Raw genomic sequence first — 24,797 nt, forward strand, 5'->3', positions numbered from 1 at the left:
GCACCGCCGATTGACCGGCCCCGCTGCATGATCTATGGGAAGGGGATCGACCGTCGGGAAGGTTCCTTTGGGGGCGTGGCGGAATGGTAGACGCGGAGGATTCAAAATCCTTTTCAGCGATGAGTGCCGGTTCGAGTCCGGCCGCCCCTACCATGCCTTCCCGTTCCGGACCTCGGCGCGGCCCCGATTCCAATCGCCGCCGCCGTCCCACCTGCAGGAGCGTTCATGTCCCAGATCAGCGTCGGCCATCTGTATTTCTTTGCGTTCTGGGGGCTCGGGATCATCTGCTGCTTCGCGGCGATCGGGCTCGCCTTCGTGCTGATCCGCGCGCTGTTCTTCAAGCCGCAGGACGACGGGCAGGAATGACGGCGCCGCCCAAGGGGGCGGCGCGTTTTCGTATCAGCCGGGCGGGATCTGACTGGCCGCCTGCGTGACGAGTTGCGCCATCTGCTGGCACAGCGCCCCTTCGTCCGTGGACCGGCTTGAGGCGACATCGGCAAGGGACACCTCGTTGCCCATGGAGGCGACGGTGCCGTCCTTGCCCTTCTCATAGGCGGCAAGGGCCTCGGTCGTGTCATCGGGGGTCGGGATCATGCCCAGCAGCTTCGTCTGCGTCTGGATCACCTCATCGCCGACATCGGCCTTGGTCTGGCAGTATTCGAGTACCCCCAGCTGATTCTGCGCGGCGGCATAGGCGTCGTCCATCGTCATCTGCGGTGCGGCCGGGGTGGCCGCGTCCTGCGCCATCGCGGCGCCCGCAAGCGCGGGAAGGGAAAGGGCGGCGGCGAGAATGGTTGCTTTCACGAGCGTGCTCCGTGTCTGGGTGTCGCGCCTCAAGGCTAGGAACAGACGCCGGTGCGGTAAAGCGGGGGGGGCCTTCGGTCGGCGGCATCTCGCGGAATGGAAAGCGGAATCCCGCTTCCTACCGTTCCGGGATCAGGCCGCGGGGGCTGAAACGCAGCACCAGCAGCAGGATCACGCCCATCGTCAGCAGGCGCATATGCGCTGCCCCGTCATGCAGGTGGGACTTCAGCCAGCCGTCGCTCATCGGCGCGGTGATGGCCGACAGCACTCCGGCGCCGATCGGCTCCACCATGACCCAAAGCCACCAGATCAGAAAACCGCCCAGCATCGCGCCCCAGTTGTTGCCCGACCCGCCGACGATCACCATCACCCAAACGAGGAAGGTATAGCGCAGCGGCTGATAGCTTGCCGGGGTCAGCTGACCGTCGAGCGTCGTCATCATCGCGCCTGCGATGCCGATCACGGCCGAACCGATGATGAAGATCTTCAGGTGCTGATGCTTCACGTTCTTGCCCATGGCACCGGCCGCGATCTCGTTGTCGCGGATGGCGCGCATCATGCGGCCCCACGGCGAATGCAGCGCCAGTTCCGCCAGCAGCATCACCAGCGCCAGCACCGACCCGCACAGCCCCAGATAGCCGAGCTTCACGGCCAGCGAGGCCCCGGTGGCGGGGTCGATCCCCAGATCGGCCATCCAGCCGGTGAAACGTGCGCTCTGCTGCAGGTCCACCTCGTAGGGGACGGGCCGGGGCAGGCCGATGACGTTCTTCACGCCCCGCGCCAGCCATTCCTCGTTGCGCAGCACCGCCAGCACGATCTCCGCGATGCCGAGCGTCGCGATCGCCAGATAGTCCGACCGAAGGCCGAGCGCCGTCTTGCCGATGCCCCATGCCGCCAGCGCGGCCAGAAGACCGCCCACGGGCCATGCCAGCAGCACCGGCAGGCCGAGGCCGCCGATATTGCCCTGCACGGTGGGATTGATCGCCTCGACGCCCGCGACGCCGGGATCGAGGAGGGCGCGGAACGCAAAGAACCCCGCTACCAGCACGAGGATCACCGCCGGCGCCCGCAGACGCCCGCCGCGCCGCCACAACGCGACCGCGCCGAGGACGATGAGCACACCCACCGCCAGCGCCAGCAGAATGCGCCAGCCCCCCGCCGCCATCGCCCCCGCGACCGGCGCCGTCGAGGTCAGCACCACCCCAAGACCGCCCAGCGCGACAAAACCCATGACGCCGATGTTGAAGAGCCCGGCATAGCCCCATTGCATGTTCACGCCGAGCGCCATGATCGCCGAGATGACGCCCATGTTCAGCACCGTCAGCGCCAGCGACCAGCTTTGCGTCAGCCCCGTCAGGACGAACAGCGCCGCCATGCCGGCAAACAAAAGAACGGACCGAGTCATACCGATTTCCCCCGGAACAGCCCCGTGGGCCGGAACAGAAGCACAAGAACGAGGATCGCGAAGCTGACGGCGAATTTGTAATCGGTCGACAGAAGTTGCCCGAGGCCGGAGAACTGCATCGACTCGGGCAGGACATAGCCCGCGATCTTCTTCCACGCATAGGTCACGCCAACCTCCGAGAAGGCGATGACGAAGCCGCCCGCCACCGCCCCGACCGGACTGCCGAGGCCGCCGACGACCGCAGCGGCAAAGATCGGCAGCAGAAGCTGGAAGTAGGTGAAGGGCATGAAGCTCTTATCGAGGCCATAGAGCGTGCCCGCCGTCGTCGCGAGGGCGGCCACGATCAGCCATGTCACCGCCACCACGCGTTCGGGGTTGATGCCGGACAGTAGGGCCAGATCCTCGTTGTCCGAAAAGGCCCGCATGGATTTGCCGGTGCGGGTGCGGTTCAGGAACCAGAAGAGCAGCACCATCGCCACCGCCGCGACGGCGATGGTGATCGCCTGCGTGGTGCGGATGGCCAGCCCCTCGTCGAGGCCGGTCGCGGTGCGGAAATCGCGGGCGCTGACGACGAAGCGCGCGCCATCGGCGAAATCGATGCTGTCGGTGCCGATGATGAACCGCACGAGGCCGTTCATCACGAACATCACGCCCAGCGACACCATGGTCAGCACCACCGGCGCGGCCCGCGTGCGGCGATAGAAGCGATAGACGACCTTGTCCGTCGCCAGCAGGAACACCCCCGTCAGCGCGATCCCGGCCGGCAGCGCCAGAAGCGCCACGGGCAGGGGGCCGAGGCTGATCCCCAGATGTTGCAGGCCCCATGTCACGAGGATGGTGCACATGGTCCCGAAAGCCATCGTATCCCCATGCGCGAAGTTCGAAAAGCGCAGGATGGAATAGATCAGCGTCACCCCGAGCGCCCCGAGCGCAAGCTGCGCCCCATAGGACATGGCGGGAACGAAGACGAAATTGGCAAAGGCGACAAGCGCGTTCAGAAGGTCCATGTCAGCCCCCGAGGAAGGTCCGGCGCACGTCGGGATCGGCCATCAGCTCGGCCCCCGTGCCGGTGAAACGGTTTGCGCCCTGCACGAGGACGTAGCCGCGATCCGCGATCATCAGCGCCTGCCGGGCGTTCTGTTCCACCATCAGGATGGAGATGCCGGTGCGCGCGATCTCGATGATGCGGTCGAACAGCTCGTCCATGACGATGGGCGAGACGCCCGCCGTCGGCTCGTCCAGCATCAGCACCTTCGGCTGGGTCATCAGCGCCCGGCCCACGGCGACCTGCTGACGCTGACCGCCCGAAAGCTCGCCCGCCGGCTGGTGCCGCTTGTCGCGCAGGATCGGGAACAGGTGATAGACCATCTCCAGCGTCGGACGGATGTCGTCCCGGCGCAGGAAGGCGCCCATCTCGAGGTTCTCCTCCACGCTCATGGAGGCGAAGATGTTGTGCGTCTGGGGCACGAAGGCCATCCCGCGCGCCACGCGATCCTGCGGCGACAGGGCGGAGATGTCCTGCCCGTCCAGCCGCACATGGCCGCCGCGCAGGCGCAGCATTCCGAACACGGCCTTCATCGCCGTGGATTTGCCCGCGCCGTTCGGGCCGACGATGACCGCGATCTCGCCCTTTTCGACCGCGATGGTGCAGCCGTTCAGGATGTTCGCCGCGCCATAGCCGCCGACCATCGCCTCTCCGATCAGGAAGGGTTCAGACATGCGCCACCTTGTTCTTCAGACCGGTGCCGAGATAGGCCTCGATCACCGCCTCGTCCTGCATGATGGCGTCGGGGCGGCCTTGGGCCAGAACCTCGCCCTGCGCCATGACGATCACCGGATCGCAGAGGCGGCCGATGAAATCCATGTCATGTTCGATCACGCAGAAGGTATAGCCGCGCTCGCGGTTGAGCCGCATGATCGCATCCCCGATCGTGTTCAGCAGCGTGCGGTTCACGCCCGCGCCCACTTCGTCGAGAAAGACGATCTTGGCATCCACCATCATGGTGCGGCCCAGTTCGACCAGCTTCTTCTGCCCGCCGGAGATATTGGCGGCCTTTTCATCGGCGATGTGGCTGATGGTCAGGAATTCCAGCACCTCATCGGCCTTGCGGCGCAGGGCCTTCTCCTCGGCGCGGATGCGGCCACGGCGGAACCATGTGTTCAGCAGGCTTTCGCCCGCTTGCTGGGCGGGAACCATCATCAGGTTCTCCCGCACGGTCATGGAGCCGAATTCATGCGCGATCTGGAAGGTGCGCAGCAGGCCGCGATGGAACAGCGCGTGCGGGGGCAGGCCCGTGATGTCCTGCCCGTCCATCGTGACGCGCCCCGATGTGGGGGGAAGCCGCCCGGCGATCACGTTGAACAGGGTGGATTTGCCCGCCCCGTTCGGGCCGATCAGCCCAGTGATCGACCCACGCTCCACCGTCAGCGATGCGCCGTTGACGGCACGGAACGCGCCAAAATGCCTGTGCAGGTTCTCGACCGTCAGCATGTCCAATCCGTGTCAATGCAAGCGGCCCGGCACTTGGCTGCCGGGCCGCGTCATGCTGTTATACGATATCAGCGGAAACCGACAGTCTCGAATGCGCCATCCTTGATGTCGTATTCGCGGAAGGTGCCGCGGCTTTCGCCCGGTTCCACGAATTCCACGCCCGTCGCGCCGACATAGTCGATGTCCTGCCCTTCGGAGAGGAGTTGCAGCCCCTTGGCCAGCTCGCCGGGAAGGATCTTCTCGCCGGGCGCGTTCGCCACGTCGAAGAGGTGATCCTTGTACTCCGCCGGGTCGGACGAGCCGGCTGCCTGCATCGCCAGCAGCATCAGCGCCGCCGCGTCATAGCTTTCGCCGGTATAGGGCGAGGTGCCGTCGAAGCCCGCATCCTTGGCGAGGGTCTGGAACGTGTTGGCATTGTCCCCATCCGCCGAGGGCAGATCGCCGAACGAGCCTTCGATGTCATCGCCGAACGCATCGAGCAGCGTCTGGCCGTACATCCCGTCGGGGAAATAGAAGGTGTCGAAGGCCCCACTGTCGAGCGCACCCTGCACGATCCCGCGGCCGCCCTGATCGACATAGCCCGCCACGACGAGGATCTCGCCGCCCGCCGAGGACAGCGCCCCGATCTCGGCCGAATAGTCGGCCTTGCCGTCGTCATGCGCGGCTTGGATCGTCACCTCGCCGCCCTTGGCCTTGAACGCCTCGGCAAAGCTGTTGGCCAGACCGAGGCCGTAATCGTTGTTGGTGTAGGTAACGGCGGCCGAGGTAATGCCCCGTTCGCTGATGATGTCGGCCATCACTTCGCCCTGACGGGCATCGGACGGTGCGGTGCGGAAGAACAGGCCGTCATCTTCCACCTGGCTCAGCCCGGGCGAGGTCGAGGAGGGCGAGATCTGCACGATCCCGTTCGGCCGCGAGACGTTCTGCAGCACCGCTGAGGACACGCCCGAGCAGTCGGCCCCCACGATCCCCTTCACGCCCTCTGCCGTGACCAGACGTTCGGCGGCGGCGGTGGCGGCAGTCGCGTCCACGCAAGTCGAATCGGCGCGCACCGGCGTCACGGTGGAGCCGTCGAGGAAGGCGCCGGATTCGCTCACTTCCTTCATGGCCAGTTCGGCCCCGTCCGCCATGGCGGGCGTGATGGATTCCAGCGGCCCCGTGAAGCCGAAGATCACCCCGACCTTCACATCCTCCGCCTGTGCCGTACCGGCCAGAAGCGCCGTGGCGGCGGTGGCAAGCATGATCCGTTTCATTCAGAACTCCCCAATTGATCACGGAAGCGTAGGGGCATGAAAGGCGTTTGAAAAGCCTCGGCTTGCGTCTGGGGTGGCGGCCGATAAAGTTGCCGCGAAGGAGAATGCCGATGATCGACTACCCACCCGCCCGGACGCTGCTGCGCAAGGGGGAAGGCGTGCAGCCTTCGGACCGGATCGTGCTGGATTACGAGGCGCGATTCCTGCGGCGGCGGCGGCTCGTCTGTGCGTCGGGGCGGGGTGTGCTGGTGGATCTGCCCGAAACCGCCAGCCTCGATCACGGCGATGCGCTGGTGACCGAAGACGGCACCGTGATCGCCGTCGCGGCCGCGTTGGAGCCGGTTCTGGTGGTGACGGGCGATCTGCCGCGCCTTGCGTGGCATATCGGCAACCGGCACACCCCCTGCCAGATCGAGGCGGACCGCCTTCTGATCCGCCGCGATCATGTGTTGGAGGGGATGCTGACCGGCCTCGGCGCGGCGGTCCGCCCGACAATGGAACGCTTCACGCCCGAAGGCGGGGCTTACGGCCATGGCCGGACGATGGGCCATGCCCACTGATCTTCTGCGCCTCGTGCAATGGCTGTCGCCCGCCTTTCCAACCGGCAGCTATGCCTATTCCCACGGGATGGAGCAGGCGATCACCGACGGCGCGGTGCATGACGCGGCCTCGGCCGGGGCGTGGATCGGCGATGTGCTGCGCTTTGGGGCGGGATGGTCCGATGCGGTGATGCTGGTCCATGCCCATGGCGGCGCGGATCTGCGCGACCTTGCCCGCGCGCTTGCCCCCTCGGCCGAGCGTATGCGCGAAACCGAAGAGCAGGGCGCGGCCTTTGCGGCCACCGTGTCGGCGCTCGGGCGGGATGTGGGGCCGCAGCCGCTGCCGCTGGCGGTCGGGATCGCGGCGCGCGGGCTCGATGTGCCGCTGCGCGAGGTGGTCGCGCTCTATCTGCATGCCTTTGCGGCGAACCTTGCCGCCTGCGCCACGCGCTTCGTACCCTTGGGTCAGACGCAGGGGCAGGCGCTGCTTCAGGCGCTGCACCCCATCATCGCCGATCTGGCCGCCCGGGCCGAAACGGCGCCGCTTGGTGCCATCGCCTCGGCCAGCATCGCCGGCGATCTGGCCGCGATGCGGCATGAAACATTGGAAGTGAGGATCTTCAAGACATGAACAGCGGACCTTTGCGCGTCGGCATCGGCGGACCTGTCGGCGTAGGCAAGACGACCCTGACCGAAAAGCTGTGCGCGGCGTTGGCCAGCCGCTGCTCCATGGCGGTCGTCACCAACGACATCTACACCCGCGAGGATGCCGATTACCTGATGCGGGCGCAGGTGCTTCCCTCCGAACGCATCCGGGGGGTGGAGACGGGGGGCTGCCCCCATACCGCGATTCGCGAAGATGCCTCGATCAACCTCGCGGCCATCGCCGATCTGCGCGGGGCGTTTCCAGATCTCGATCTGGTGCTGATCGAATCCGGCGGCGACAACCTCGCGGCCACCTTTTCACCAGAGCTCGCGGATTTGACGATTTACGTGATCGACACCGCCGCCGGGCAGGACATTCCGCGCAAGCGGGGGCCGGGGGTGACGCGTTCGGACCTCTTGGTCGTGAACAAGACCGACCTTGCGCCCCATGTCGGTGTGGACCTTGTGCAGCTTGAGGCCGACACCCGTACGGCCCGCCAAGAGCGCCCCTACGTCATGGCCCGGCTGCGTCAGGCCGAGGGCGTGGACGAGGTGATCGCCTTCCTCTGCCGCGAAGGGGGGCTCCGTCTGGGGCTTTGATAATTTGTTCACAGTTTAGTCGCGAATGCGTTGATCGATTTTCGGAACCGCCTATATACGGTGCATCGCGGAAGCGGCTTTCGACAGGATTTCGTGGATGACCAGACGTGCCATGCGTCACGTGCATGGCGGGAGTGTCAAATGCGTAGTCCTATAGCCTTGTCGATTGGCTTATTCCCCCCGGACCGCCAGAAGATGCAAGAGCAAGAACAGGAACACACCGATGGCCGATTTCATTGACAGCAGCGCGTTCAACTTCGAACAAGGTCAACGCGCCCGCAAGCTGTTCGCTGCCGTCGTCCTCGCCGCGCTGGACGATGCCATTGCCGACGACAAGAAATACGGCAATGGCCCCGATCAAATCGCCCGCTGGGCACGTTCGCGCGATGGGCGCGAAGTGCTGTCCTGCGCCGGGATCGACCCGAACGAGCGTGTGGTAAAGGGCCTGATGGAATTCGTTGCGAAGGGTATCCGCACCTCGGTCGCCCTGTCGCGCGAAGAGAGCGAACGCCGCAACGCACTGGAGCTGGAGCAGGCCGAAGCCGCCTGATCCACGACAGCTCTGCAGAACGCCCCGGCAAAACCGGGGCGTTTGCTATTTCAGGTCCCGCTCCGCAAGGGCGCGACCGAGTTCTGCCCGGACCATCTTGCGGATCGTCCGGGTCAGCTTTTCCCCGTAAGGGCCCTGAAGTTCCTCGGTCAGGATCTCGCGCACCAGATCGTGCAGCACATCCTCGTCGATGGGGGCCATCGCGTCATGCACCTCGCCCTGCGATTGCAGGCGCGCGGGCAGGTTCGTCGGCGGCGAGACGAGTTGCGCCGGCGTCAGCACCAGCGGCGTGGTGTCCGTCACCAGCCGCCGAACCGAGGACAGCACGTCATCATCCTGAGGTGTCTTGGGCCTGTCGTTCATGTCGAAAAGCCTAGCCGCGCTGCGGTGATGGGACAACCGGTCAAATCCATCACAGCACGAAGGTGCGTTCCATCTCGAATCCCGGAAGGATGGGGGCCGCCGCGTTGAACACATCGCGCCAGCTGATCCCGCCATCGAGCTTGTAGCCGACGCGGACGACGCCCAATGCGCCCTCCATGAACAGGGCGGCGATGCGGCCGCCATCCTTCAACTGGCCGATGATCGCGTCCGGCACCGTCTGCACGCCGCCTTCGATCAGGATCACGTCATAGGGGCCATGGCGTTCGGCGCCCTTGTTCAGCGGGCCGTTCAGGATCGCGGCATTGTCCACATTGTGCAGCGACAGCAGACGCTCGGCGTCCCGCGCCCGCAGGTCGCTGTCCACCGCCACGACCGCTTCGGCCATGCGCCCGATCACGGCGGTCGAGTAGCCGAGAAGGCATCCGATATCGAGCACCAGTTCATCAGGCTGGATGTTCACGGCGTCCAGCATCTTGGCGAAGGTGCGGGGGGCCAGCAGCGCACGCCCGTCGCCAAGATCAAGATCCTCGCCCAGATAGGCGGCCTCTTGCAGCGGCTCGGGCACGAAAGCCTCGCGCGGGGTTGCCAGAAGCGCGTCGATGATCGGAAACTTGGTCACGTCGGAGGGGCGAACCTGCGTGTCGACCATCGTCACGCGGCGCTTGAAGAAGTCAGGCATGGCAAACTCTCGTCCTTTGTCGCCTCTTCCTGACACAGTTGCCCGGCGCGGGCAATTGGCCTAGCGAATCTGGTCCATGTCATAGAGGCGCAGCGCCGCGACTTCGGTGGGGCGCAGCACCAGCCGTGCCGTCGATCCGCGCCGTTTGGGCAGGATTTCGGCGATGTCCTTGCGGGCACGGGGGCCGTGGAGGGCCAAGGCTTCGGGCGTGGGGTCGAAACTTTCGACGACGACATCCTCGGCATAGAGCAGTTGATGACGCTCCATCAGGATGAAGAAATAATCGACCGAACCGCCTTCCTGCCGCCAGATGGTGGTATCGTTGGCAAGGGTGTTCAGCGGGATCAGCACCTCGCGCTCACCGAACAAGAGTTCGGCCCGCCAGTCGGAGATGAGGACGCGGTGGTTCTGCGCCGCGATCAGGCTGCGCCTGTTGCCGAGCGCGCCGGGTGACACGCGGATGGGCGCAAAGCCGCCCGCCGCATCGCCGCGCAGCGCGCCGATCCAGCGCACGGGCTGAAACCCGTCATCCTTGGTCATGAGGAGGTCATCCTCGACCAGATCCTCGACCGGGATGGGGCCGTGATAACTGTCGAGGAGGGTGCCTCGGCTCAGACCGCCAAGCGCGCCAAGGGAGCGATCAGGTTTCGGCATGGACGGGAATGGGCCACCGCGAGGATCTCGCGGTGGCCGATCGATCAGAAGCGATAGTTGACGCCGACGCGCAGGGCATTGAACTCCGGCGTGTCGTAGGTGTGGTAGGCGTCGTTCTCGGCATCCATACGGTCGCGGCCGTAGTTGGAATACTGATACTCGCCGCGGACCGACCAACGCTCGTTGAGCATCTTCTCGACGCCGAGACCGACGACATAGCCGTCGAGGTTGCGCGTTTCGTTCACGGTGCCGCCGGCGCCGGTGATGTCATATTCCGACTGACCGACCGAGTAGCCGGCGAAGCCGTAGACCAGCGTATCGGGGCGCACGGTGAAACCGACGGAGCCCTTGATCGAGGCGGTCCATTTCACGACCGAGCTCGATTTGTAGCCGCGCGATTCCTCGTCGGCATCGACGCCGCCGAGGGTCGCCATGCCTTCGACGCCGTAGACCATCCGGCTGCCCGGCTGCTGCCAGCGGTAGCCGCCATGGACGTTGCCGATCGGGCCACCCAGTTCCAGCGTACCGGCGCGGCGGTTGCCAAGGCCGTTGGACGCATCGTTCGTCAGGATGCCGACATCATCGTCGCCGCCGAAGGCATAGCCGATGCCGCCACCGATATAGGCGCCCGCGAAGGACGGTGCGGGCGGTGCCATGACCGGGGCCGCGACGACGGGTTCAGGAACCGGAACGACCGGGCCACCCGCCAGAACGGGGGTTGCGGCGGCTGCCAGACCAGTGGCGATAACGATGAGGCATGCAGATTTCATACGTCCCGTCTCCTTATGCGAATGTCAGAAGTTGGGTTTCAGAAGCGACAACTTCACCCACCTTGTCAAAGGAGAACCGGGCCGCCGTTAATACCTTTGGCCGTATTGTGGCCCATCGGCATCACCTGCACCTCACGGCAGCGTGTTCAGAATCGCCTCGCCCGCGTGCAGATCTTCCAGCCGATCGAACCGAAGATAGGCGATCGCGGTATCGCCCGACCGCGTGAAGAGGGTCCCCGCCGCACGCTCGCCCGAGGTGATGGGCGTTCCGGCTTCGGCCGGGCCGTGGACGGCGACGCGGACCAGCCCCTTGCGCAACTCGGTCTTGTGCTGCATCCGCGCCGTAACCTCTTGGCCGACATAGCATCCCTTGCGGAAATCGACGCCGTGCAGACGCTCGAACCCGGCTTCGAGGATGAAGGTGTCGGGCGTCAGTTCGATCCCGGTTTCGGGCACCAGATGCTCCACGCGCAGGGCATCCCAATCCACCGGCTCTTCGGGGCGGGGCGCGCCATAGAGGCGCCAGCCCAGCGCCGGGTGGCGCGGATCGGCAAAGGCGCCTTCCGGTGCGGGGCCAAGGCCGCGCGTGACGGATATGCCCGCATCCGTGATCTGCACGTCGGCGCGCAGCCGGTACATCGACAGGCGGCGCTGCGTCGCCTCGGCGATGCCTTCCGCGATGTCGATCATCAGATCCTCGCCCTGCCGCAGGACGAAGAAATCCGCGAGGTATTTGCCCTGCGGCGTCAGCAGCCCCGTCCAGACGAGGCCGTCCTGCCGCAGCGGCATGACATCGTTCGTCACGAGGCTCTGCAAGAACTCCAGCCGATCCTGTCCGGTCAGTGCCCAGATCTTGCGCATCATGCCTGATCCTTGAATTGCAGACGATAAAGTTCGGCATAAAGGCCGCCGCGCGCCAGAAGCTCGTCATGGGTGCCCTGATCGACGACACGGCCCTGATCCATGACGACGATGCTGTCGGCCTCGCGGATGGTGGACAGGCGGTGCGCAATGACGAGCATCGTCCGTTCCAGGCTTTGATGGGCGAGGGCGGTGGCGACCAGCGCCTCGGATTGCGCATCGAGGGCCGAGGTCGCCTCGTCCATCAGCAGCACTGGCGCATCGGAAATCAGCGCGCGGGCAATCGCGACGCGCTGCCGCTGCCCCCCCGACAGGGCCGAGCCGCGCGGCCCGGCCGGGCTGTCCGGCCCCTTCGGCAGGTTCTGCACGAACTCGGTGACATGGGCGGCTTGCAGCGCGTCGGTCAGACGCTCTTCGGGCACGTTGCGGCCAAGGACGATGTTCTCGCGGATCGTCTCGTCGAACAGGGCGCTGTCCTGCGAGACGACGGCGAATTGCGACCGCAGATCCTCCAGCGCGAACTGACCGATATCCGTGCCGTCCATCAGGATCTGGCCGCCCGACGGCTGCGCAAGGCCCGTCAGCAGGTGAAACACGGTGCTCTTGCCCGCGCCCGACGCACCGACCAGCGCCGTCATCTTGCCCGCGCGGGCGGTGAAGCTGGTGCCGTTCAGCACCGGCAGATCGGAATAAGCAAAGTGCACATCCCGGAGTTCGATCTGCGGCGGGGTACGCGCGGGTACGGCACTCGCCACGGGGCGCGGGCTCGGTTGCATGTCGAACAGGCGGAAGATGCGCGTCAGGCTTGCCGCAGCGACCTGCCACGAACCCGACATGTCGCCAAGGCGGCGCATCGGTTGGAAGGTCAGCGCCATCGCGGTGAAGAAGGACATGAACTCTCCCACCGTCCGTTCGCCTGCGATGATCTCGCGGCCCGCCAGCATCAGCACGGTGAAGAAACCAAGGCCGGTGATCAGATCCACCAAGGCCGGAATGGCGGCACGGCCGGTCGCCGTCTTGACGCCGTTGCGGACCAGACGACCCACGATCGCGCGGAAACGCCCGATCTGATAGGCTTCGAGTCGGTTCAGCTTGATGGCCTGAATGCCGTGGAAAATCTCGTCGAGGCGGGTCGCCCGAAGGCCGGATTGCGCCCGCGTCTGGTGCACCTTGCGGCGGATGTAGCGCTGCACGGCGATCGCCGGCAGGATCAGCAGCGGCGCACCGATCAGCGCGGCTAGCGTCCAGTGCACATCGATCGACAGCGCGACGATGAAGAGACCGATGAGCGAGATCGTGTCGCGCCCGACGCCCGTGATCACCATGGACCACACGCCCTGCACGGCGGCGGTGTCGCCCTGCACCCGCTCGATCAACTGACCGGGGGAGTTCACTTGGAAGAAATCCTGATCCAGCGTCAGGACATGGCTCAGCATATCCGTCTGCATCGCGGTGGAGCTGAGCTGCGACACCCGTGTCAGGATCACCTTCGACAGCACCGAAGTGGCCGCCCGCAGCGCGAACAGCCCGAGGATGCCGAAGCCGACCCAGACCAGCGCGCCTTCGCCGCCGGGGGTGAACACCCGGTCGAACAATGGCTTGATCATCCAGGACAGCGCCCCGAGGGTCGAGCCCTCCAGCACCATCAGCAGGAATGCGATCGCCATCTTGCCCTTGTGGCGGCTGAGATACCCGCGCCACAGACGCCCGAACAGGCGGTGCGAGGCGTACCGGCGGTCGTGCGTGTCGTTCAACGTGTCGATGGACAAGGAACCCTCTCCGTCTTGGGACTTGGGTCTAGCCCGCGGCGATGGCCGAGGCAAGCGCCGCCATTGACGCACGGATGCCGGGACCGTAGCCATCGTGTATCACAGGAGTATCCCATGAGTCTTGCCAACGGTCGCCATTATCTTGCCATCCCCGGGCCTTCGGTCATGCCGGATCGTGTCCTGAACGCCATGCACCGCGCCGCGCCCAACATCTACGAAGGCGCGCTGCACGACATGGTGGACGGGATCGTGCCGGACCTGAAGCAGGTCGCCCGGACGGCGCAGCATGTGGCGATCTATATCGGCAACGGCCATTCGGCGTGGGAAGCGGCGATCGCGAACATGTTCTCACGCGGGGACAAGGCGCTGGTTTGCGTGACGGGGCATTTCGGCTTGGGTTGGGCGAATGCGGCGCGGCAGATGGGCGTGGATGTGCAGGTCCTCGATTTCGGGCGGAACAGCCCGGTCGATCCGGCCCGCGTCGAAGCGGCGCTGCGCGCCGATCTCGCCATCCGCGCCGTTCTGGTGACCCATGTGGATACGGCGACGACGGTGCTGAACGATGTCGCGGCGGTGCGGGGGGCGATCGACGCCGCAGGCTCGGACGCGCTGCTGGCTGTGGATTGCATTGCTTCCTTGGGCTGCGACCGGTTCGAGATGGACGCTTGGGGCGTCGACATCACTGTGGCCGCCAGCCAGAAGGGCCTGATGGTCCCGCCGGGGCTGAGCTTCGTGTGGTTCTCGGAAAAGGCGCGCGAACGGGCCATGACATCCAATCTGCGCACGCCGATGTGGGACTGGACCTACCGGATGGCGCCCCGCATGTTCCACGAACGCTTTGGCGGCACGGCCCCCACGCATCACCTCTTTGCGCTGCGCGAATCGCTCGACATGATCGCCGAAGAGGGGATGGAGGCCATCTGGGCCCGCCACGACACGCTGGCCCGGTCGGTCTGGGCCGCCTTCGATGCATGGAGCGTGGGGCATGACCATATCGGCCTGAACGTCACCGATCCCGCCCATCGCGGCCGCGCGGTCACGGCGGTGCGGTTCGGCGCGCCCCATGGTACGGCGATCCGCCGCTGGACCGAGCAGAAGGCCGGTGTCACCCTTGGGATCGGCCTTGGCATGGCGGACCCGTCCACCCCGGAATATCACGGCTTCATGCGCGTTGCGCATATGGGGCATGTGAACGCCCATATGACGCTGGGCGCGCTCGCCACGATCGAAGCGGCGATGCATGCGCTGAATATCCCGCACGGCGCGGGCGGGCTGTCGGCAGCGGCGAAGGTCGTCGGGCAGGGCGCCTAGGCGCTTTTGCGCAGACCGCGGCGCGCAGCGGACCAGTTGCGCGCCGCCTCGCCGAAGGCAGCGAAGAGCGGGCGGGATACCGGATCCATCGCCGCATTCCATTCGGGATGCCATTGCACCGACAGCGTGAAGCCCGGCGCACCGGCGATATAGAGCGCCTCGGGCGTTCCGTCCGGGGCGTGACCGTCTACGACGATACGCTCCCCCGGCACCTTGATGCCCTGACCGTGCAACGTGTTCGTCATCACCTCGGGGGTGCCCATCAGGCGATGGAACGGGCCGCCTTCGGTGAAGGTCACCTTGTGGCGCAGGGCGAACTTCTCCTCCATCGTGCCGTTCGGGGGCATGCGGTGGTTCATCCGGCCCGGAAGCTCGCGGATCTCGGGGTAGAGGGTGCCGCCCATCGCGACGTTCACCTCTTGGAACCCGCGGCAGATGCCGAAGACCGGCTGACCACGCTCGACGCAGGCCCGCACCAGCGGCAACGTCACCGCATCGCGGTGCCGATCGAAGCTGCCATGGGCCGGGGTCTCCGCCTCGCCGTATTCTTCGGGATGGACGTTCGGACGGCCCCCCGTGAGCAGGAAGCCATCGCAGAGTTCCAGCAGTTCGTTCGTGGAGACGAGCCGCGGATCGGCGGGAATGATGATGGGCAGACATCCGGCCGCTTGCGCGACGGCCTCGGTCGTCAGGCGTCCGCTGACATGCGCGTTGAAGCCTTCTTGCAGGGACTGGTTGTTGCCGATGATGCCGATGACGGGTCGTTGCATGACGTTCCTCTGTGTCACGCGGAGTATAGGAACGGCGCGGGCCGTTCAAAAGACGAAATCGTGACCCGGAGGGGGATCGGCAGGGCCGGAATGGCGGCCCTGCCTTTTTTATCAGCGCGCGGGGTCGGTGAAGACCTCGGTTTCCGGCGCGTCCTCGGTCTCGGCCGGGGCCTCTGCCTCGGGGGCCGGGGTCACGACGGGGGCGGATTCGGGCGCCGCATCCTCGGCCGGGGCGACATCGGGCAGCGTACCTTCGTCGGGTGCGGCCTCATCGGCGGGGGGATTGGTTTCCAGCGCCTCGGCGGTGTCCTCGGCCAGATCGTCCGCGACCTCGTCCTCCGGCTCGGCCTCCAGCGTCGAGGTGGAGACCGTCGCAGGCACGGCGGTCTTCGCGACCGGCTTGGCCGCGGGCTTCTTCGGCGCGGGCGACGGCGGCGGCAGCGTCAGCTTGGTCGGGATCTCTCCCTCCGAGTTCAGCACGATCACCTTGGTACCGTCCGGAACGCGTTCGTAGAGGTCGATGACATCCTGCTGGATCATGCGGAAGCAGCCCGAGGAGGCGCGCTTGCCGATCGTCCGCCATTCGGGCGTGCCGTGGATGCGGAAGCCGTAATCCTTGCCGTTGATGTAGAGATAGAGCGCGCGCGCCCCGAGCGGGTTCGTCGGACCGCCCGGTTGACCGTCGCGCCATTTCTCGAGGCTCGGCTGCCGTTCGATCATGGAGGCGGGCGGCGTCCAGGTCGGCCACTGCGCCTTGCGCGCCACGACCGACGTGCCGGACCAGCCGAAGCCGTCCCGACCGACCGAGATGCCGTAACGGATCGCCTTGCCTTCGGGCTGCACGAGATAGAGGACCGCATGCACCGGATCGACGATGATCGTGCCGGGCGCTTCCTCCGTTTCGTAGGAGACGATCTGACGACGATAGGCGACGGGGATCTCATCCTCCGGCACGGCGGGAACGTCGAATTTCCCGGCCGACCGGGCCGCATAGGCGTTTTCGAAGAACTGCGGCTCTTGGACCGGAGCCGCCTGTTCCTGCCTGCCCGTGAAATCGTTGATCTGTGCGCATCCGGACAGCACGCCCAGAAGTGCGGTGGCTGCCAGCATTGCCTTGAGTGTCATGATCCGTGCCCGTATTCGTGTGTTCAGGTCCAATCTAATGCGGTTGACGTCCGGGGCCACACCCCCGGATTCAGCCCAGCCGCACCAGACGATGTTTCTTCTTGCCGATGGACACCTTCAGTTCTGCGCCGATCACCTCGCAGGTGACAAGCGCATTGGCATCCTCGACCGCGTCGTTGTTGAAGCGCAGGCCATTCTCGGCCACGAGGCGTTTGGCCTCCTTGCCCGACGCCACCAGCCCAGCCTCCACGAGGAACTTCACCACCGACAGCCCGTCGCCGACCGTATCGGCGGGCAGGGTCACGACCTCCAGTTCCTGACCGACGCCGCCCTGTTCGAAGACGGCGCGGGCGGTCGCCTCGGCGGCCTCGGCCGCGGCGCGTCCGTGCAGCAGCGTCGTCACCTCGTTGGCGAGGATGACCTTCGCGCCGTTGATCTCGGAGCCTTGCAGCGCGCCCAGACGGTCGCATTCCTCCACCGGCAGTTCGGTGTAGAGCTTCAGGAAACGGCCCACGTCGGCATCGGTCGAGTTGCGCCAGAACTGCCAGAAATCGTAGGGCGAAAGCATGTCCCCATCGAGCCAGATCGCCCCATTCGCGGACTTGCCCATCTTCTTGCCGTCCGACGTGGCCAGCAGCGGCGATGTCAGCCCGAACAGCTGCTGATCGGCGACGCGGCGCGTCAGATCGATGCCGTTGATGATGTTGCCCCACTGATCCGACCCGCCCATCTGAAGCGCGCAGCCATAGCGGCGGTTCAGCTCGAGGAAGTCGTAGGCCTGAAGGATCATGTAGTTGAATTCGAGGAAGGACAGGCTCTGTTCCCGGTCGAGGCGGGATTTCACGCTCTCGAAGGACAGCATCCGGTTCACCGAGAAATGCCGCCCGATGTCGCGCAGGAATTCGAGGTAATTCAGGTTGTCCAGCCATTCGGCGTTGTTCAGCATCAGCGCGTCCTGCGCCCCGTCGCCGTAGGACAAGTAGCGCGCAAAGACGCGGCCCATGCCGGAGATGTTCTCGTTGATCTTCTCGGCGGTCAGCAGCGGACGTTCGTCGGCGCGGAACGAGGGGTCGCCCACCTTCGTCGTGCCGCCGCCCATCAGCGTGATCGGCCGGTGCCCGGTCTTTTGCAGCCAGCGCAGCATCATGATGTTCAGAAGATGCCCGACATGCAGCGATGCCGCCGTCGCATCATAGCCGATATAGGCCGAAACCGTGCCATTGCGCAGCGCATCATCAAGCCCCTGCATGTCCGTGCAATCGGCCAGATAACCGCGCGCCATCATCACGTTCAGAAAGTCCGATTTGGGATGATAGGTCATGGTTGTTCTCGTGCGTTATATCGTGCAGGGCTGAGCTATAGCGGCAGGCGGGAGAATTGGCCATGTTGAAATGGGCGCTCGGGACGATGTCCGGAACCTCTCTCGACGGGGTGGATGCCGCGATGGTGCTGACCGACGGGGAGCGGATCGCAGAGTTCGGCGAGAGCCGTTACCGCCCTTATTCCGCGGCGGAGCGGGAGGTGCTGCGCGCCGCCCTCGGCCAATGGGACGGCCCGGCGGTGGAGGCTGCGGCCCGCGTGACCGAGGATGCCCATGCCGAACTTCTGGCGGGCTTTCGCGGGGCGGATCTGATCGGATTTCACGGGCAGACGCTGGCGCATGATCCGGGCGGGCGCGGCACGCTTCAGGCCGGCTCGGGGGAGCGTCTGGCCCGGCTGCTGGGTGTGCCGGTGGCATGGGATTTCCGGACCGAGGATGTCCGCCTCGGCGGGCAAGGCGCCCCGCTGGCACCGTTCTTTCATTTCGCCGCCGCCCGCTGGACGCAGGAGACGCGGCCCGTCGCCTTCCTGAACCTCGGCGGGGTCGGCAATCTGACATGGCTCGATCCCCGGTATCCGGGGCCGGAGGCAGCGGGCGCGCTGCTCGCCTTCGATACCGGACCTGCGAATGCGCCGGTGAACGATCTGATGGCCGCGCGGCTTGGGCGCGTTCAGGATGACGAGGGCGCATTGGCGGCGATGGGCCGTGTCGACGAGGGCGTGATCGACATGGTTCTGCGGCAGGATTTCTTCGCAAGAACGCCGCCGAAGTCATTGGACCGGAATGATTTCCACTCGGTTCTCGGGTTGGTGGATCATCTGAGCGATGCGGATGCCTGCGCCACGCTGACGGCGCTGATCGCCGCCACGGTGGCGGCCGGAATGACCCACACGCCGGAGCCGGTGGAGCGGCTTTTGGTGACGGGTGGCGGGCGGCATAACGGGACGCTGATGCGGATGCTGGCCGACAGGACCGCGCTGGAGGTGCGCCCGGTGGAGCATGTGGGCCTCGATGGCGACATGCTGGAGGCGCAGGCCTTCGCCTATTTGGCCGTCCGTGTGGCGCGGGGGCTGGCGCTGTCCTCGCCGATGACGACGGGGGTACCCCATCCGGCGCCGGGCGGGCGGATCAGCGGGTGATCGCCCGCGCCCAGTGGCGCGAGCGATCGGTCGGGGCTTAGCCCTTCAGGATGGAGCGGCCGGCATATTCTGCCGTCTCGCCCAGCATTTCCTCGATGCGGATCAGCTGGTTGTACTTCGCCAGACGGTCCGAACGCGAGAGCGAGCCGGTTTTGATCTGACCGCAGTTCGTCGCGACGGCGAGGTCGGCGATGGTCGCATCCTCGGTCTCGCCCGAACGGTGCGACATCACGTTGGTATAACCGGCGCGGTGCGCCATCTCCACTGCACGCAGCGTTTCCGTCAGCGTGCCGATCTGGTTCACCTTCACCAGCATGGAGTTGGCGGACCCTTTGGCGATGCCTTCCGCCAGACGCTTGGGGTTGGTCACGAACAGATCGTCGCCCACCAGCTGCACCTTGCCGCCGAGGCGGTCGGTCAGCAGCTTCCAGCCGTCCCAGTCATCCTCGGCGCAGCCATCTTCGATGGAGATGATCGGATAGTCGCCGCACAGCGCCGCAAGATAGTCCACGTTCTCAGCCGAGGAGAGGGTTTTCCCTTCGCCCGACATGACATACTGGCCGTTCTTGAAGTATTCCGTGGAGGCGCAATCGAGCGCGAGATACATGTCCTCGCCCGGTTTGTAGCCGGCTTTCTCGATGGATTTCATGACGAAATCGAGCGCGTCGCGGGTGGAGTTGATGGCCGGGGCAAAGCCGCCCTCATCGCCGATGGCGGTGTTGTAACCGGCCTGCGACAGCTCTTTCTTCAGGGTGTGGAACACCTCCGCGCCCATGCGGATCGCGTCCTTCACGTTGCCGGCGCTGACCGGCATGATCATGAATTCCTGAATGTCGATCGGGTTGTCGGCATGCTCGCCGCCGTTGATGATGTTCATCATCGGAACCGGCAGCATGCGGGCCGAGGTGCCGCCGACATAGCGATAGAGCGGCTGCATCGTGGCTTCGGCTGCGGCCTTGGCCACGGCCAGCGAAACGCCGAGGATGGCGTTGGCGCCGAGGCGCGATTTGTTCGGCGTGCCGTCCAGTTCGATCATGGTAAGGTCGATGCCGACCTGTTCGGTCGCGTCGAACCCGACCAGCGCTTCGGCCAGTTCGCCGTTCACGGCGGCCACGGCTTCCAGCACGCCCTTGCCCTTGTAGCGGGCGGCGTCGCCGTCGCGGCGTTCCACGGCCTCGTGCGCGCCGGTCGATGCGCCCGAGGGAACGGCGGCGCGGCCCAGCGAGCCGTCTTCCAGCGTCACGTCGACCTCGACCGTGGGATTGCCGCGGCTGTCCAGAATCTCGCGGGCGTGGATGTCGATGATGGTGCTCATTGGCCAGTCCTCCTTTGGCGCATCGCGAGTTGTCTAACCCGCGCGAAACGCCAAGGAAAGCCTGTTCGCGCGGTTACTTCGACTTCGCCGGCACGCCATAGAGTTCGAGCCGGTGCCCCTTCAGCCGATAGCCGAGCCGCGCGGCGATGCGTTCCTGAAGTTCCTCGATCTCGGGATCGACGAATTCGATGACCTCGCCGCTGTGCAGATCGATGAGGTGATCGTGGTGATCGCGCTCGGCATCCTCGTAGCGGGCGCGCCCGTCGCCGAATTCCAGCCGGTCGAGGATACCGGATTCCTCGAACAGCTTCACCGTCCGGTATACGGTCGCGAGCGAGATGCGCGCGTCGATCCGCCCCGCGCGCGCGTGCAGTTCCTCCACATCGGGATGATCCTCGGCAGCGCCGATGACACGCGCGATGGTGCGGCGCTGCTCTGTCATGCGCAGGCCCTTGGCCTCGCAGCGGGCGATGATGTCCTCGGCCATGAGTGTCCCCTTCTTGACGGACGATTTAGGCGAATGTACCGCCCGTTGCAAAGCGGATTTCCCGGCTCCTGACGGAAGGAACGACCATGACCCCCGCCGCCCGGCTGAGCGCCGCCATCGACATCCTCGACCGCTGGCTTGCCGGCACCCCCGCCGAAAAGGCGCTGACGAACTGGGGCCGCGCGAGCCGTTTCGCCGGTTCGGGGGACCGTGCGGCCGTGCGGGACATCGTGTTCGGCGCGATCCGCTGCCGCCGCAGCTTCGCCGCCCTCGGCGGGGCCGAGACGGGGCGCGGCCTTGTGCTGGGCGGGCTTCGGGCCTCGGGGCAGGACGTGGACGCGCTCTTCACTGGCATCGGCCATGCGCCTGCGCCCGTCACCGAAGGCACCCGCCCGCCCGAGGGGCTCGAGGCGCTCGATTGCCCCGAATGGCTGGGCCCGCGGCTGCAATCGGCCCTCGGCTCCGATTTCGCCCCGGTGATGGAGGCGCTGCGCCACCGTGCGCCGGTCTTCTTGCGCAGCCTTGGGGACCGGGACGCCGCCATCGCCCGATTGGCCGAGGAGGGCATCACCGCGCAGGCCCATCCCCTTGCCAGCACCGCGCTGGAGGTGACGGACGGGGCCCGCCGCATCCAGAACTCCGCGGCCTACACGTCCGGCGCGGTGGAGTTGCAGGACGCGGCCTCTCAGGCGCTGGTGGAGGCGCTGCCGCTTGCGGATGGGCAGCAGGTTCTGGATTTCTGCGCAGGCGGGGGTGGGAAGTCGCTGGCGATGGCGGCGCGCTGCGATCTGCGGCTTTTCGCCCATGACCGCAGCGCCGAACGGATGCGCGATCTGCCCATCCGCGCCGCGCGGGCCGGTGCCCGGATCACCACGCTGACGACGGCCGAGGCACTTGGCCGCGACTACGACCTCGTGCTGGCCGATGTGCCATGCTCCGGCTCCGGCAGTTGGCGGCGCGCCCCCGAGGGGAAGTGGCTGCTGACCCCCGAACGTCTGGAGGGGCTGGTGCAGACGCAGGCCGCGATCCTTGAGCAGATCGCCCCGCTGGTGCGGCCGGGCGGTGTGCTGGCCTATGCCACATGCTCGCTTCTGCGCGAGGAGAATGGGGATCAGATCGCTCGTCTTGCCGGCCCGTCATGGCGGACCGAGGCGACGCGCACCTTCTCTCCGCTGGAAGGGGGGGATGGCTTCTTCGTTGCGGTGCTTCGCAAATTAACTGTGGCTTAACCACGCTGCCGCAGACTGCCCGTGCTGATAATGGACGAGGATGTCATGCCCGAGTTGCAGATGGCGGCGCGCGTTGCGGCGCCGATGACGGGGGTGCTGCTGATCTGCGCCCTTGGCGCGGGCAGCGCCGCCCTTATCCCGTGGGAGGATCGGACGACGCTGGTGCTCCTCGTCATGGCGATGACCTTCGCGGCGCTGGCGATCTGCCTCGGTCTTCTAGTGGTGGTGGAGCGGGGGCTGCGCCATCTGCGCGTGCAGCGGCTGGCGCGGCTGATGGAGTTCGACACGGATGCCTGTTTCGCCACGGATCTGGATGGCGGCATCGCGCGGGCGAATGCACCGGCCCTGCGCCGGTTCGGCACGGACAAGCTGACGCGGGTGATCGGCGCGCATGTCGCGCAGGCGCAGCTTTGGCGGCAGACGCTGGCCTCGCGCGCCCGGCATGACGGCGCCGCTAGCGCCGAACTTCCGGGGACGGGCGGCGGCCTCCACGTGACGGTGCAGCGGATCGGGCGGTGGGATCTTTTGTGGCGCATTCGTCCTGCGGCGGAACCTGCTGGGGACGGGGCTGCGGATCTCGAACATGTTCCCGTCGCCCTCGTGACCTTCGAGGGGGATGGCAGCCTGTCCTTTGCCAACCGCGCCGCCCGCGAGATCCTGCAGATCGAACCCGCCGCCGCCCCGACCCTGACGGAGCTTTTCGAGGGGCTGGGCCGTCCGCTCGGTGAATGGCTGGCCGAGGTGCTGGAGGAACGGGTGCCCACGGCGTCGGAGGTGCTGCGGTTGCGCGGGCATGCCTCGGCCTATGTGCAGATCTCGCTTCGCCGCCTTCCGGGACCGGGTGCGCCGCGCGTGCTGGCGGTGCTGATCGACGCGACCGCCCTCAAGACGTTGGAGGCGCAGTTCAACCAGAGCCAGAAGATGCAAGCGATCGGCCAATTGGCCGGGGGCGTCGCGCATGATTTCAACAACCTCCTGACCGCCATTTCCGGGCATTGCGATCTGCTGCTGCTGCGCCATCAGCCTAACGATGCCGAATATGCCGATCTGATGCAGATCCATCAGAACGTGAACCGCGCAACCAGCCTGATCGCGCAGCTTCTGGCCTTTTCGCGCAAGCAGACGCAGGTGCTCGAGCGGATCGATCTGCAAGAGGTGCTGGCGGATGCGGCGCATCTGCTGAACCGGCTGATCGGGGCGCGGGTGAACCTCGATCTGCGCCACGGGGCGGATCTGTGGCCGGTGCAGGCCGACCGGCGGCAGTTGGAGCAGGTGCTGATGAACCTCGTCGTCAATGCGCGCGACGCCATGCCCGAGGGCGGCACCATCCGCATCGACACCGAGGCCGTGAACTTCGCGACCCCGGTCCCCTGCGGCAATGCGCTGATGCCGCCCGGCGATTACGTCGCCATCCGCGTCGCCGACAGCGGCATGGGCATCCCCGAGGATCAGATCGACAAGATCTTCGAGCCGTTCTTCACCACCAAACGCGTGGGCGAGGGGACGGGGCTGGGCCTCTCCACCGTTTATGGCATCGTGAAGCAGACCGGGGGCTTCATTCTGGTGAACAGCACGCCCGGCAAGGGCAGCACCTTCACCATCTTCCTGCCGCGTGGGCGCGATCTGCCGGCGCCGCGCGCCGCGGCTCCCGCCGTCAGCCGCGGGCGCGGCGGCACCGGCGTCATCCTTCTGGTGGAGGACGAGGCCCCCGTTCGATCCTTCGCGGCGCGGGCGCTGCGGATGCGGGGGCATACCGTCCTCGAGGCGGACTGCGCCGAGGCGGCGCTGGCCCTTCTGGACGATGCAACGCTGCGGGTCGATCTCTTCATCACCGATGTCGTCATGCCGGGGATGGACGGCCCCTCATGGGTGCGCAAGGCGCTGGAGGCCCGGCCAGAGGCCCGCACCATCTTCGTCTCCGGCTATGCCGAGGATACATTCCCGGACGTGCAGGTGAAGATCGCGAACTCCACCTTCCTGCCCAAACCGTTTTCGTTGACCCAGCTTACGGACGAGGTGCAGATCCGGCTGGCGTGATGCTGTCATAGAGGGCGAAATCCTCGGCGCAGGCGTCGCGCAGCAGACGTTCGCCCTCTTCCGACAGATCGAGCGTTCCCTCGGGGGAAACGTTCAGCCGCGGCAGGGTGATCGCGAAATCGAGCCGCTCCTCGAGGAAGGCGACGAAACGGTCGAGATCCTCGTAGCGGAAGAGGTGATCGACCCCTTGGCCATTGCGGGGGCGGAGGAAGTTCGCCTGCGATCCCACATCGGCGAAGGCGGGCTTGGGGTCCTGCGCATAGGCGCGCACGAAATCGTCGAAGGTCCGGCCGCGGGTCGCCTTGTCCTCATCCACGGCGTCCCGCGTGCGGTAGCGGAACCAGCTTCCCAGCCAGTCGCGCGGCTCGCGCATCAGAGCGACGGTTTCGAACTCGTCCCCCGAGGATGTCTGCAGATAAGGCCCGATGAACCGGCGATAGCGGCGCAGCGTCGTATGCTTCAGCAGCGGCGGACGCGTGACCGCGATGGCCGAGAGGGATTCGAGTGCCGCCTCGATTGCGGTGGAGCCTGTCTTCGGCGTGGCCAGAAAGACGAGACGGTGTTCCCAGAATACGAGCATTGGCTTCCCCTGTCATGCGTTGGGCACCCTTATGCACGTTCGTAAACGGATGATTAAGGATTTTCGCCCAATTTGAGCG

27 protein-coding genes and 1 tRNA gene are annotated in these 24,797 nt (G+C 66.3%); 10 read left to right on the forward strand and 18 right to left on the reverse strand.

What is annotated here, in order from left to right:
• The first annotated feature begins 69 nt into the window (after window positions 1–69).
• A tRNA-Leu gene (locus GR316_RS03235) sits at window positions 70–153 on the forward strand.
• Between the two features lie 72 nt (window positions 154–225).
• On the forward strand, window positions 226–366 hold the full coding sequence (locus tag GR316_RS03240; RefSeq protein ID WP_211784620.1) for a hypothetical protein: 141 nt from the start codon (window positions 226–228) through the stop codon (window positions 364–366).
• A 33-nt stretch (window positions 367–399) separates the two neighbouring features.
• Here GR316_RS03240 and GR316_RS03245 read toward each other — a convergent pair whose 3' ends face one another.
• From GR316_RS03245 to GR316_RS03270, 6 genes are all read right to left on the reverse strand, one after another.
• Complete coding sequence (locus tag GR316_RS03245) at window positions 400–804, reverse strand: pore-forming ESAT-6 family protein (protein ID WP_249218805.1); 405 nt, start codon at window positions 802–804, stop codon at window positions 400–402.
• 118 nt (window positions 805–922) lie between these two features.
• Window positions 923–2,209 carry a branched-chain amino acid ABC transporter permease gene (locus tag GR316_RS03250; protein WP_211784621.1) on the reverse strand — a complete coding sequence of 429 codons (1,287 nt, stop codon included), beginning with the start codon at window positions 2,207–2,209 and terminating at the stop codon, window positions 923–925.
• On the reverse strand, window positions 2,206–3,216 hold the full coding sequence (locus GR316_RS03255; protein ID WP_211784622.1) for a branched-chain amino acid ABC transporter permease: 1,011 nt from the start codon (window positions 3,214–3,216) through the stop codon (window positions 2,206–2,208). Before GR316_RS03255 ends, GR316_RS03250 begins: the two co-directional genes overlap by 4 nt.
• Window position 3,217: 1 nt before the next feature.
• The gene (locus GR316_RS03260; RefSeq protein ID WP_211784623.1) at window positions 3,218–3,928 is read right to left on the reverse strand and encodes an ABC transporter ATP-binding protein; all 711 of its coding nucleotides are present in this window, start codon (window positions 3,926–3,928) and stop codon (window positions 3,218–3,220) included.
• Complete coding sequence (locus tag GR316_RS03265) at window positions 3,921–4,700, reverse strand: ABC transporter ATP-binding protein (protein WP_211784624.1); 780 nt, start codon at window positions 4,698–4,700, stop codon at window positions 3,921–3,923. Before GR316_RS03265 ends, GR316_RS03260 begins: the two co-directional genes overlap by 8 nt.
• 68 nt (window positions 4,701–4,768) lie before the next feature.
• Window positions 4,769–5,953, reverse strand: coding sequence for an ABC transporter substrate-binding protein (locus GR316_RS03270; protein ID WP_211784625.1), 1,185 nt, complete (start codon window positions 5,951–5,953; stop codon window positions 4,769–4,771).
• 110 nt (window positions 5,954–6,063) lie between these two features.
• On the opposite strand from GR316_RS03270, the gene GR316_RS03275 reads away from it, so the two are divergent.
• The 4 genes from GR316_RS03275 (at window position 6,064) to GR316_RS03290 (ending at window position 8,287) form a co-directional block, all read left to right on the forward strand.
• Window positions 6,064–6,513 (forward strand): urease accessory protein UreE, encoded by a 450-nt coding sequence (locus GR316_RS03275; RefSeq protein WP_211784626.1) that lies wholly within the window; start codon window positions 6,064–6,066, stop codon window positions 6,511–6,513.
• Window positions 6,503–7,123 carry an urease accessory protein UreF gene (locus GR316_RS03280; protein ID WP_211784627.1) on the forward strand — a complete coding sequence of 207 codons (621 nt, stop codon included), beginning with the start codon at window positions 6,503–6,505 and terminating at the stop codon, window positions 7,121–7,123. Before GR316_RS03275 ends, GR316_RS03280 begins: the two co-directional genes overlap by 11 nt.
• Window positions 7,120–7,737, forward strand: a complete 618-nt coding sequence (gene ureG, locus GR316_RS03285) for an urease accessory protein UreG (RefSeq protein ID WP_211784628.1) — start codon at window positions 7,120–7,122, stop codon at window positions 7,735–7,737. Before GR316_RS03280 ends, ureG begins: the two co-directional genes overlap by 4 nt.
• Before the next feature lie 223 nt (window positions 7,738–7,960).
• Entirely contained in the window at window positions 7,961–8,287 is a 327-nt protein-coding gene (locus GR316_RS03290; protein ID WP_211784629.1) for a DUF6280 family protein, read from the forward strand.
• Between the two features lie 45 nt (window positions 8,288–8,332).
• Here GR316_RS03290 and GR316_RS03295 read toward each other — a convergent pair whose 3' ends face one another.
• The 6 genes from GR316_RS03295 to GR316_RS03320 form a co-directional block, all read right to left on the reverse strand.
• The gene (locus GR316_RS03295; RefSeq protein ID WP_211784630.1) at window positions 8,333–8,650 is read right to left on the reverse strand and encodes a hypothetical protein; all 318 of its coding nucleotides are present in this window, start codon (window positions 8,648–8,650) and stop codon (window positions 8,333–8,335) included.
• A 49-nt stretch (window positions 8,651–8,699) separates the two neighbouring features.
• Window positions 8,700–9,350 (reverse strand): protein-L-isoaspartate O-methyltransferase family protein, encoded by a 651-nt coding sequence (locus GR316_RS03300; protein WP_211784631.1) that lies wholly within the window; start codon window positions 9,348–9,350, stop codon window positions 8,700–8,702.
• Between the two features lie 60 nt (window positions 9,351–9,410).
• Complete coding sequence (locus tag GR316_RS03305) at window positions 9,411–10,004, reverse strand: Hint domain-containing protein (RefSeq protein WP_211784632.1); 594 nt, start codon at window positions 10,002–10,004, stop codon at window positions 9,411–9,413.
• Between the two features lie 44 nt (window positions 10,005–10,048).
• A complete protein-coding gene (locus tag GR316_RS03310) occupies window positions 10,049–10,774 on the reverse strand; it encodes an outer membrane protein (protein ID WP_211784633.1) in 726 nt (241 codons plus the stop codon).
• A gap of 132 nt (window positions 10,775–10,906) precedes the next feature.
• Window positions 10,907–11,638 (reverse strand): CAF17-like 4Fe-4S cluster assembly/insertion protein YgfZ, encoded by a 732-nt coding sequence (ygfZ, locus tag GR316_RS03315; protein WP_390625177.1) that lies wholly within the window; start codon window positions 11,636–11,638, stop codon window positions 10,907–10,909.
• The gene (locus GR316_RS03320) at window positions 11,635–13,302 is read right to left on the reverse strand and encodes an ABC transporter ATP-binding protein (RefSeq protein WP_249218830.1); all 1,668 of its coding nucleotides are present in this window, start codon (window positions 13,300–13,302) and stop codon (window positions 11,635–11,637) included. The genes ygfZ and GR316_RS03320 overlap by 4 nt, the downstream gene beginning before the upstream one ends.
• Before the next feature lie 216 nt (window positions 13,303–13,518).
• On the opposite strand from GR316_RS03320, the gene GR316_RS03325 reads away from it, so the two are divergent.
• Window positions 13,519–14,715: a pyridoxal-phosphate-dependent aminotransferase family protein gene (locus GR316_RS03325; RefSeq protein ID WP_211784635.1), complete on the forward strand. Its 1,197-nt coding sequence runs from the start codon at window positions 13,519–13,521 to the stop codon at window positions 14,713–14,715.
• Here the strand turns inward: GR316_RS03325 and GR316_RS03330 are convergent.
• The 3 genes from GR316_RS03330 to tyrS form a co-directional block, all read right to left on the reverse strand.
• Window positions 14,712–15,485: a gamma-glutamyl-gamma-aminobutyrate hydrolase family protein gene (locus GR316_RS03330; protein ID WP_211784636.1), complete on the reverse strand. Its 774-nt coding sequence runs from the start codon at window positions 15,483–15,485 to the stop codon at window positions 14,712–14,714. The genes GR316_RS03325 and GR316_RS03330 overlap by 4 nt on opposite strands.
• Window positions 15,486–15,596: 111 nt before the next feature.
• Entirely contained in the window at window positions 15,597–16,610 is a 1,014-nt protein-coding gene (locus GR316_RS03335; RefSeq protein ID WP_211784637.1) for a L,D-transpeptidase, read from the reverse strand.
• A 70-nt stretch (window positions 16,611–16,680) separates the two neighbouring features.
• The gene (gene tyrS / locus GR316_RS03340) at window positions 16,681–17,931 is read right to left on the reverse strand and encodes a tyrosine--tRNA ligase (RefSeq protein ID WP_211784638.1); all 1,251 of its coding nucleotides are present in this window, start codon (window positions 17,929–17,931) and stop codon (window positions 16,681–16,683) included.
• A 62-nt stretch (window positions 17,932–17,993) separates the two neighbouring features.
• Between tyrS and GR316_RS03345 the strand changes: the two genes are divergently transcribed.
• A complete protein-coding gene (locus tag GR316_RS03345; RefSeq protein WP_211784639.1) occupies window positions 17,994–19,070 on the forward strand; it encodes an anhydro-N-acetylmuramic acid kinase in 1,077 nt (358 codons plus the stop codon).
• A 37-nt stretch (window positions 19,071–19,107) separates the two neighbouring features.
• On the opposite strand, the gene eno is transcribed toward GR316_RS03345, so the two are convergent.
• Window positions 19,108–20,385, reverse strand: coding sequence for a phosphopyruvate hydratase (gene eno / locus GR316_RS03350; RefSeq protein ID WP_211784640.1), 1,278 nt, complete (start codon window positions 20,383–20,385; stop codon window positions 19,108–19,110).
• A gap of 73 nt (window positions 20,386–20,458) precedes the next feature.
• The gene (locus GR316_RS03355; protein WP_211784641.1) at window positions 20,459–20,872 is read right to left on the reverse strand and encodes a Fur family transcriptional regulator; all 414 of its coding nucleotides are present in this window, start codon (window positions 20,870–20,872) and stop codon (window positions 20,459–20,461) included.
• A gap of 86 nt (window positions 20,873–20,958) precedes the next feature.
• Here GR316_RS03355 and GR316_RS03360 point away from each other — a divergent pair, with 86 nt between their 5' ends.
• Both GR316_RS03360 and GR316_RS03365 read left to right on the forward strand, forming a co-directional pair.
• A complete protein-coding gene (locus GR316_RS03360; RefSeq protein WP_211784642.1) occupies window positions 20,959–22,101 on the forward strand; it encodes an RsmB/NOP family class I SAM-dependent RNA methyltransferase in 1,143 nt (380 codons plus the stop codon).
• 30 nt (window positions 22,102–22,131) lie between these two features.
• On the forward strand, window positions 22,132–24,138 hold the full coding sequence (locus tag GR316_RS03365) for a hybrid sensor histidine kinase/response regulator (RefSeq protein WP_249218831.1): 2,007 nt from the start codon (window positions 22,132–22,134) through the stop codon (window positions 24,136–24,138).
• Here the strand turns inward: GR316_RS03365 and GR316_RS03370 are convergent.
• Window positions 24,107–24,718 carry a hypothetical protein gene (locus GR316_RS03370; RefSeq protein WP_211784643.1) on the reverse strand — a complete coding sequence of 204 codons (612 nt, stop codon included), beginning with the start codon at window positions 24,716–24,718 and terminating at the stop codon, window positions 24,107–24,109. The two genes, GR316_RS03365 and GR316_RS03370, sit on opposite strands and share 32 nt — an antisense overlap.
• Window positions 24,719–24,797: the final 79 nt, after the last annotated feature.

The sequence above is a fragment of the Falsirhodobacter algicola genome (genome assembly GCF_018279165.1).
Classification (GTDB): Bacteria; Pseudomonadota; Alphaproteobacteria; order Rhodobacterales; family Rhodobacteraceae; genus Falsirhodobacter; species Falsirhodobacter algicola.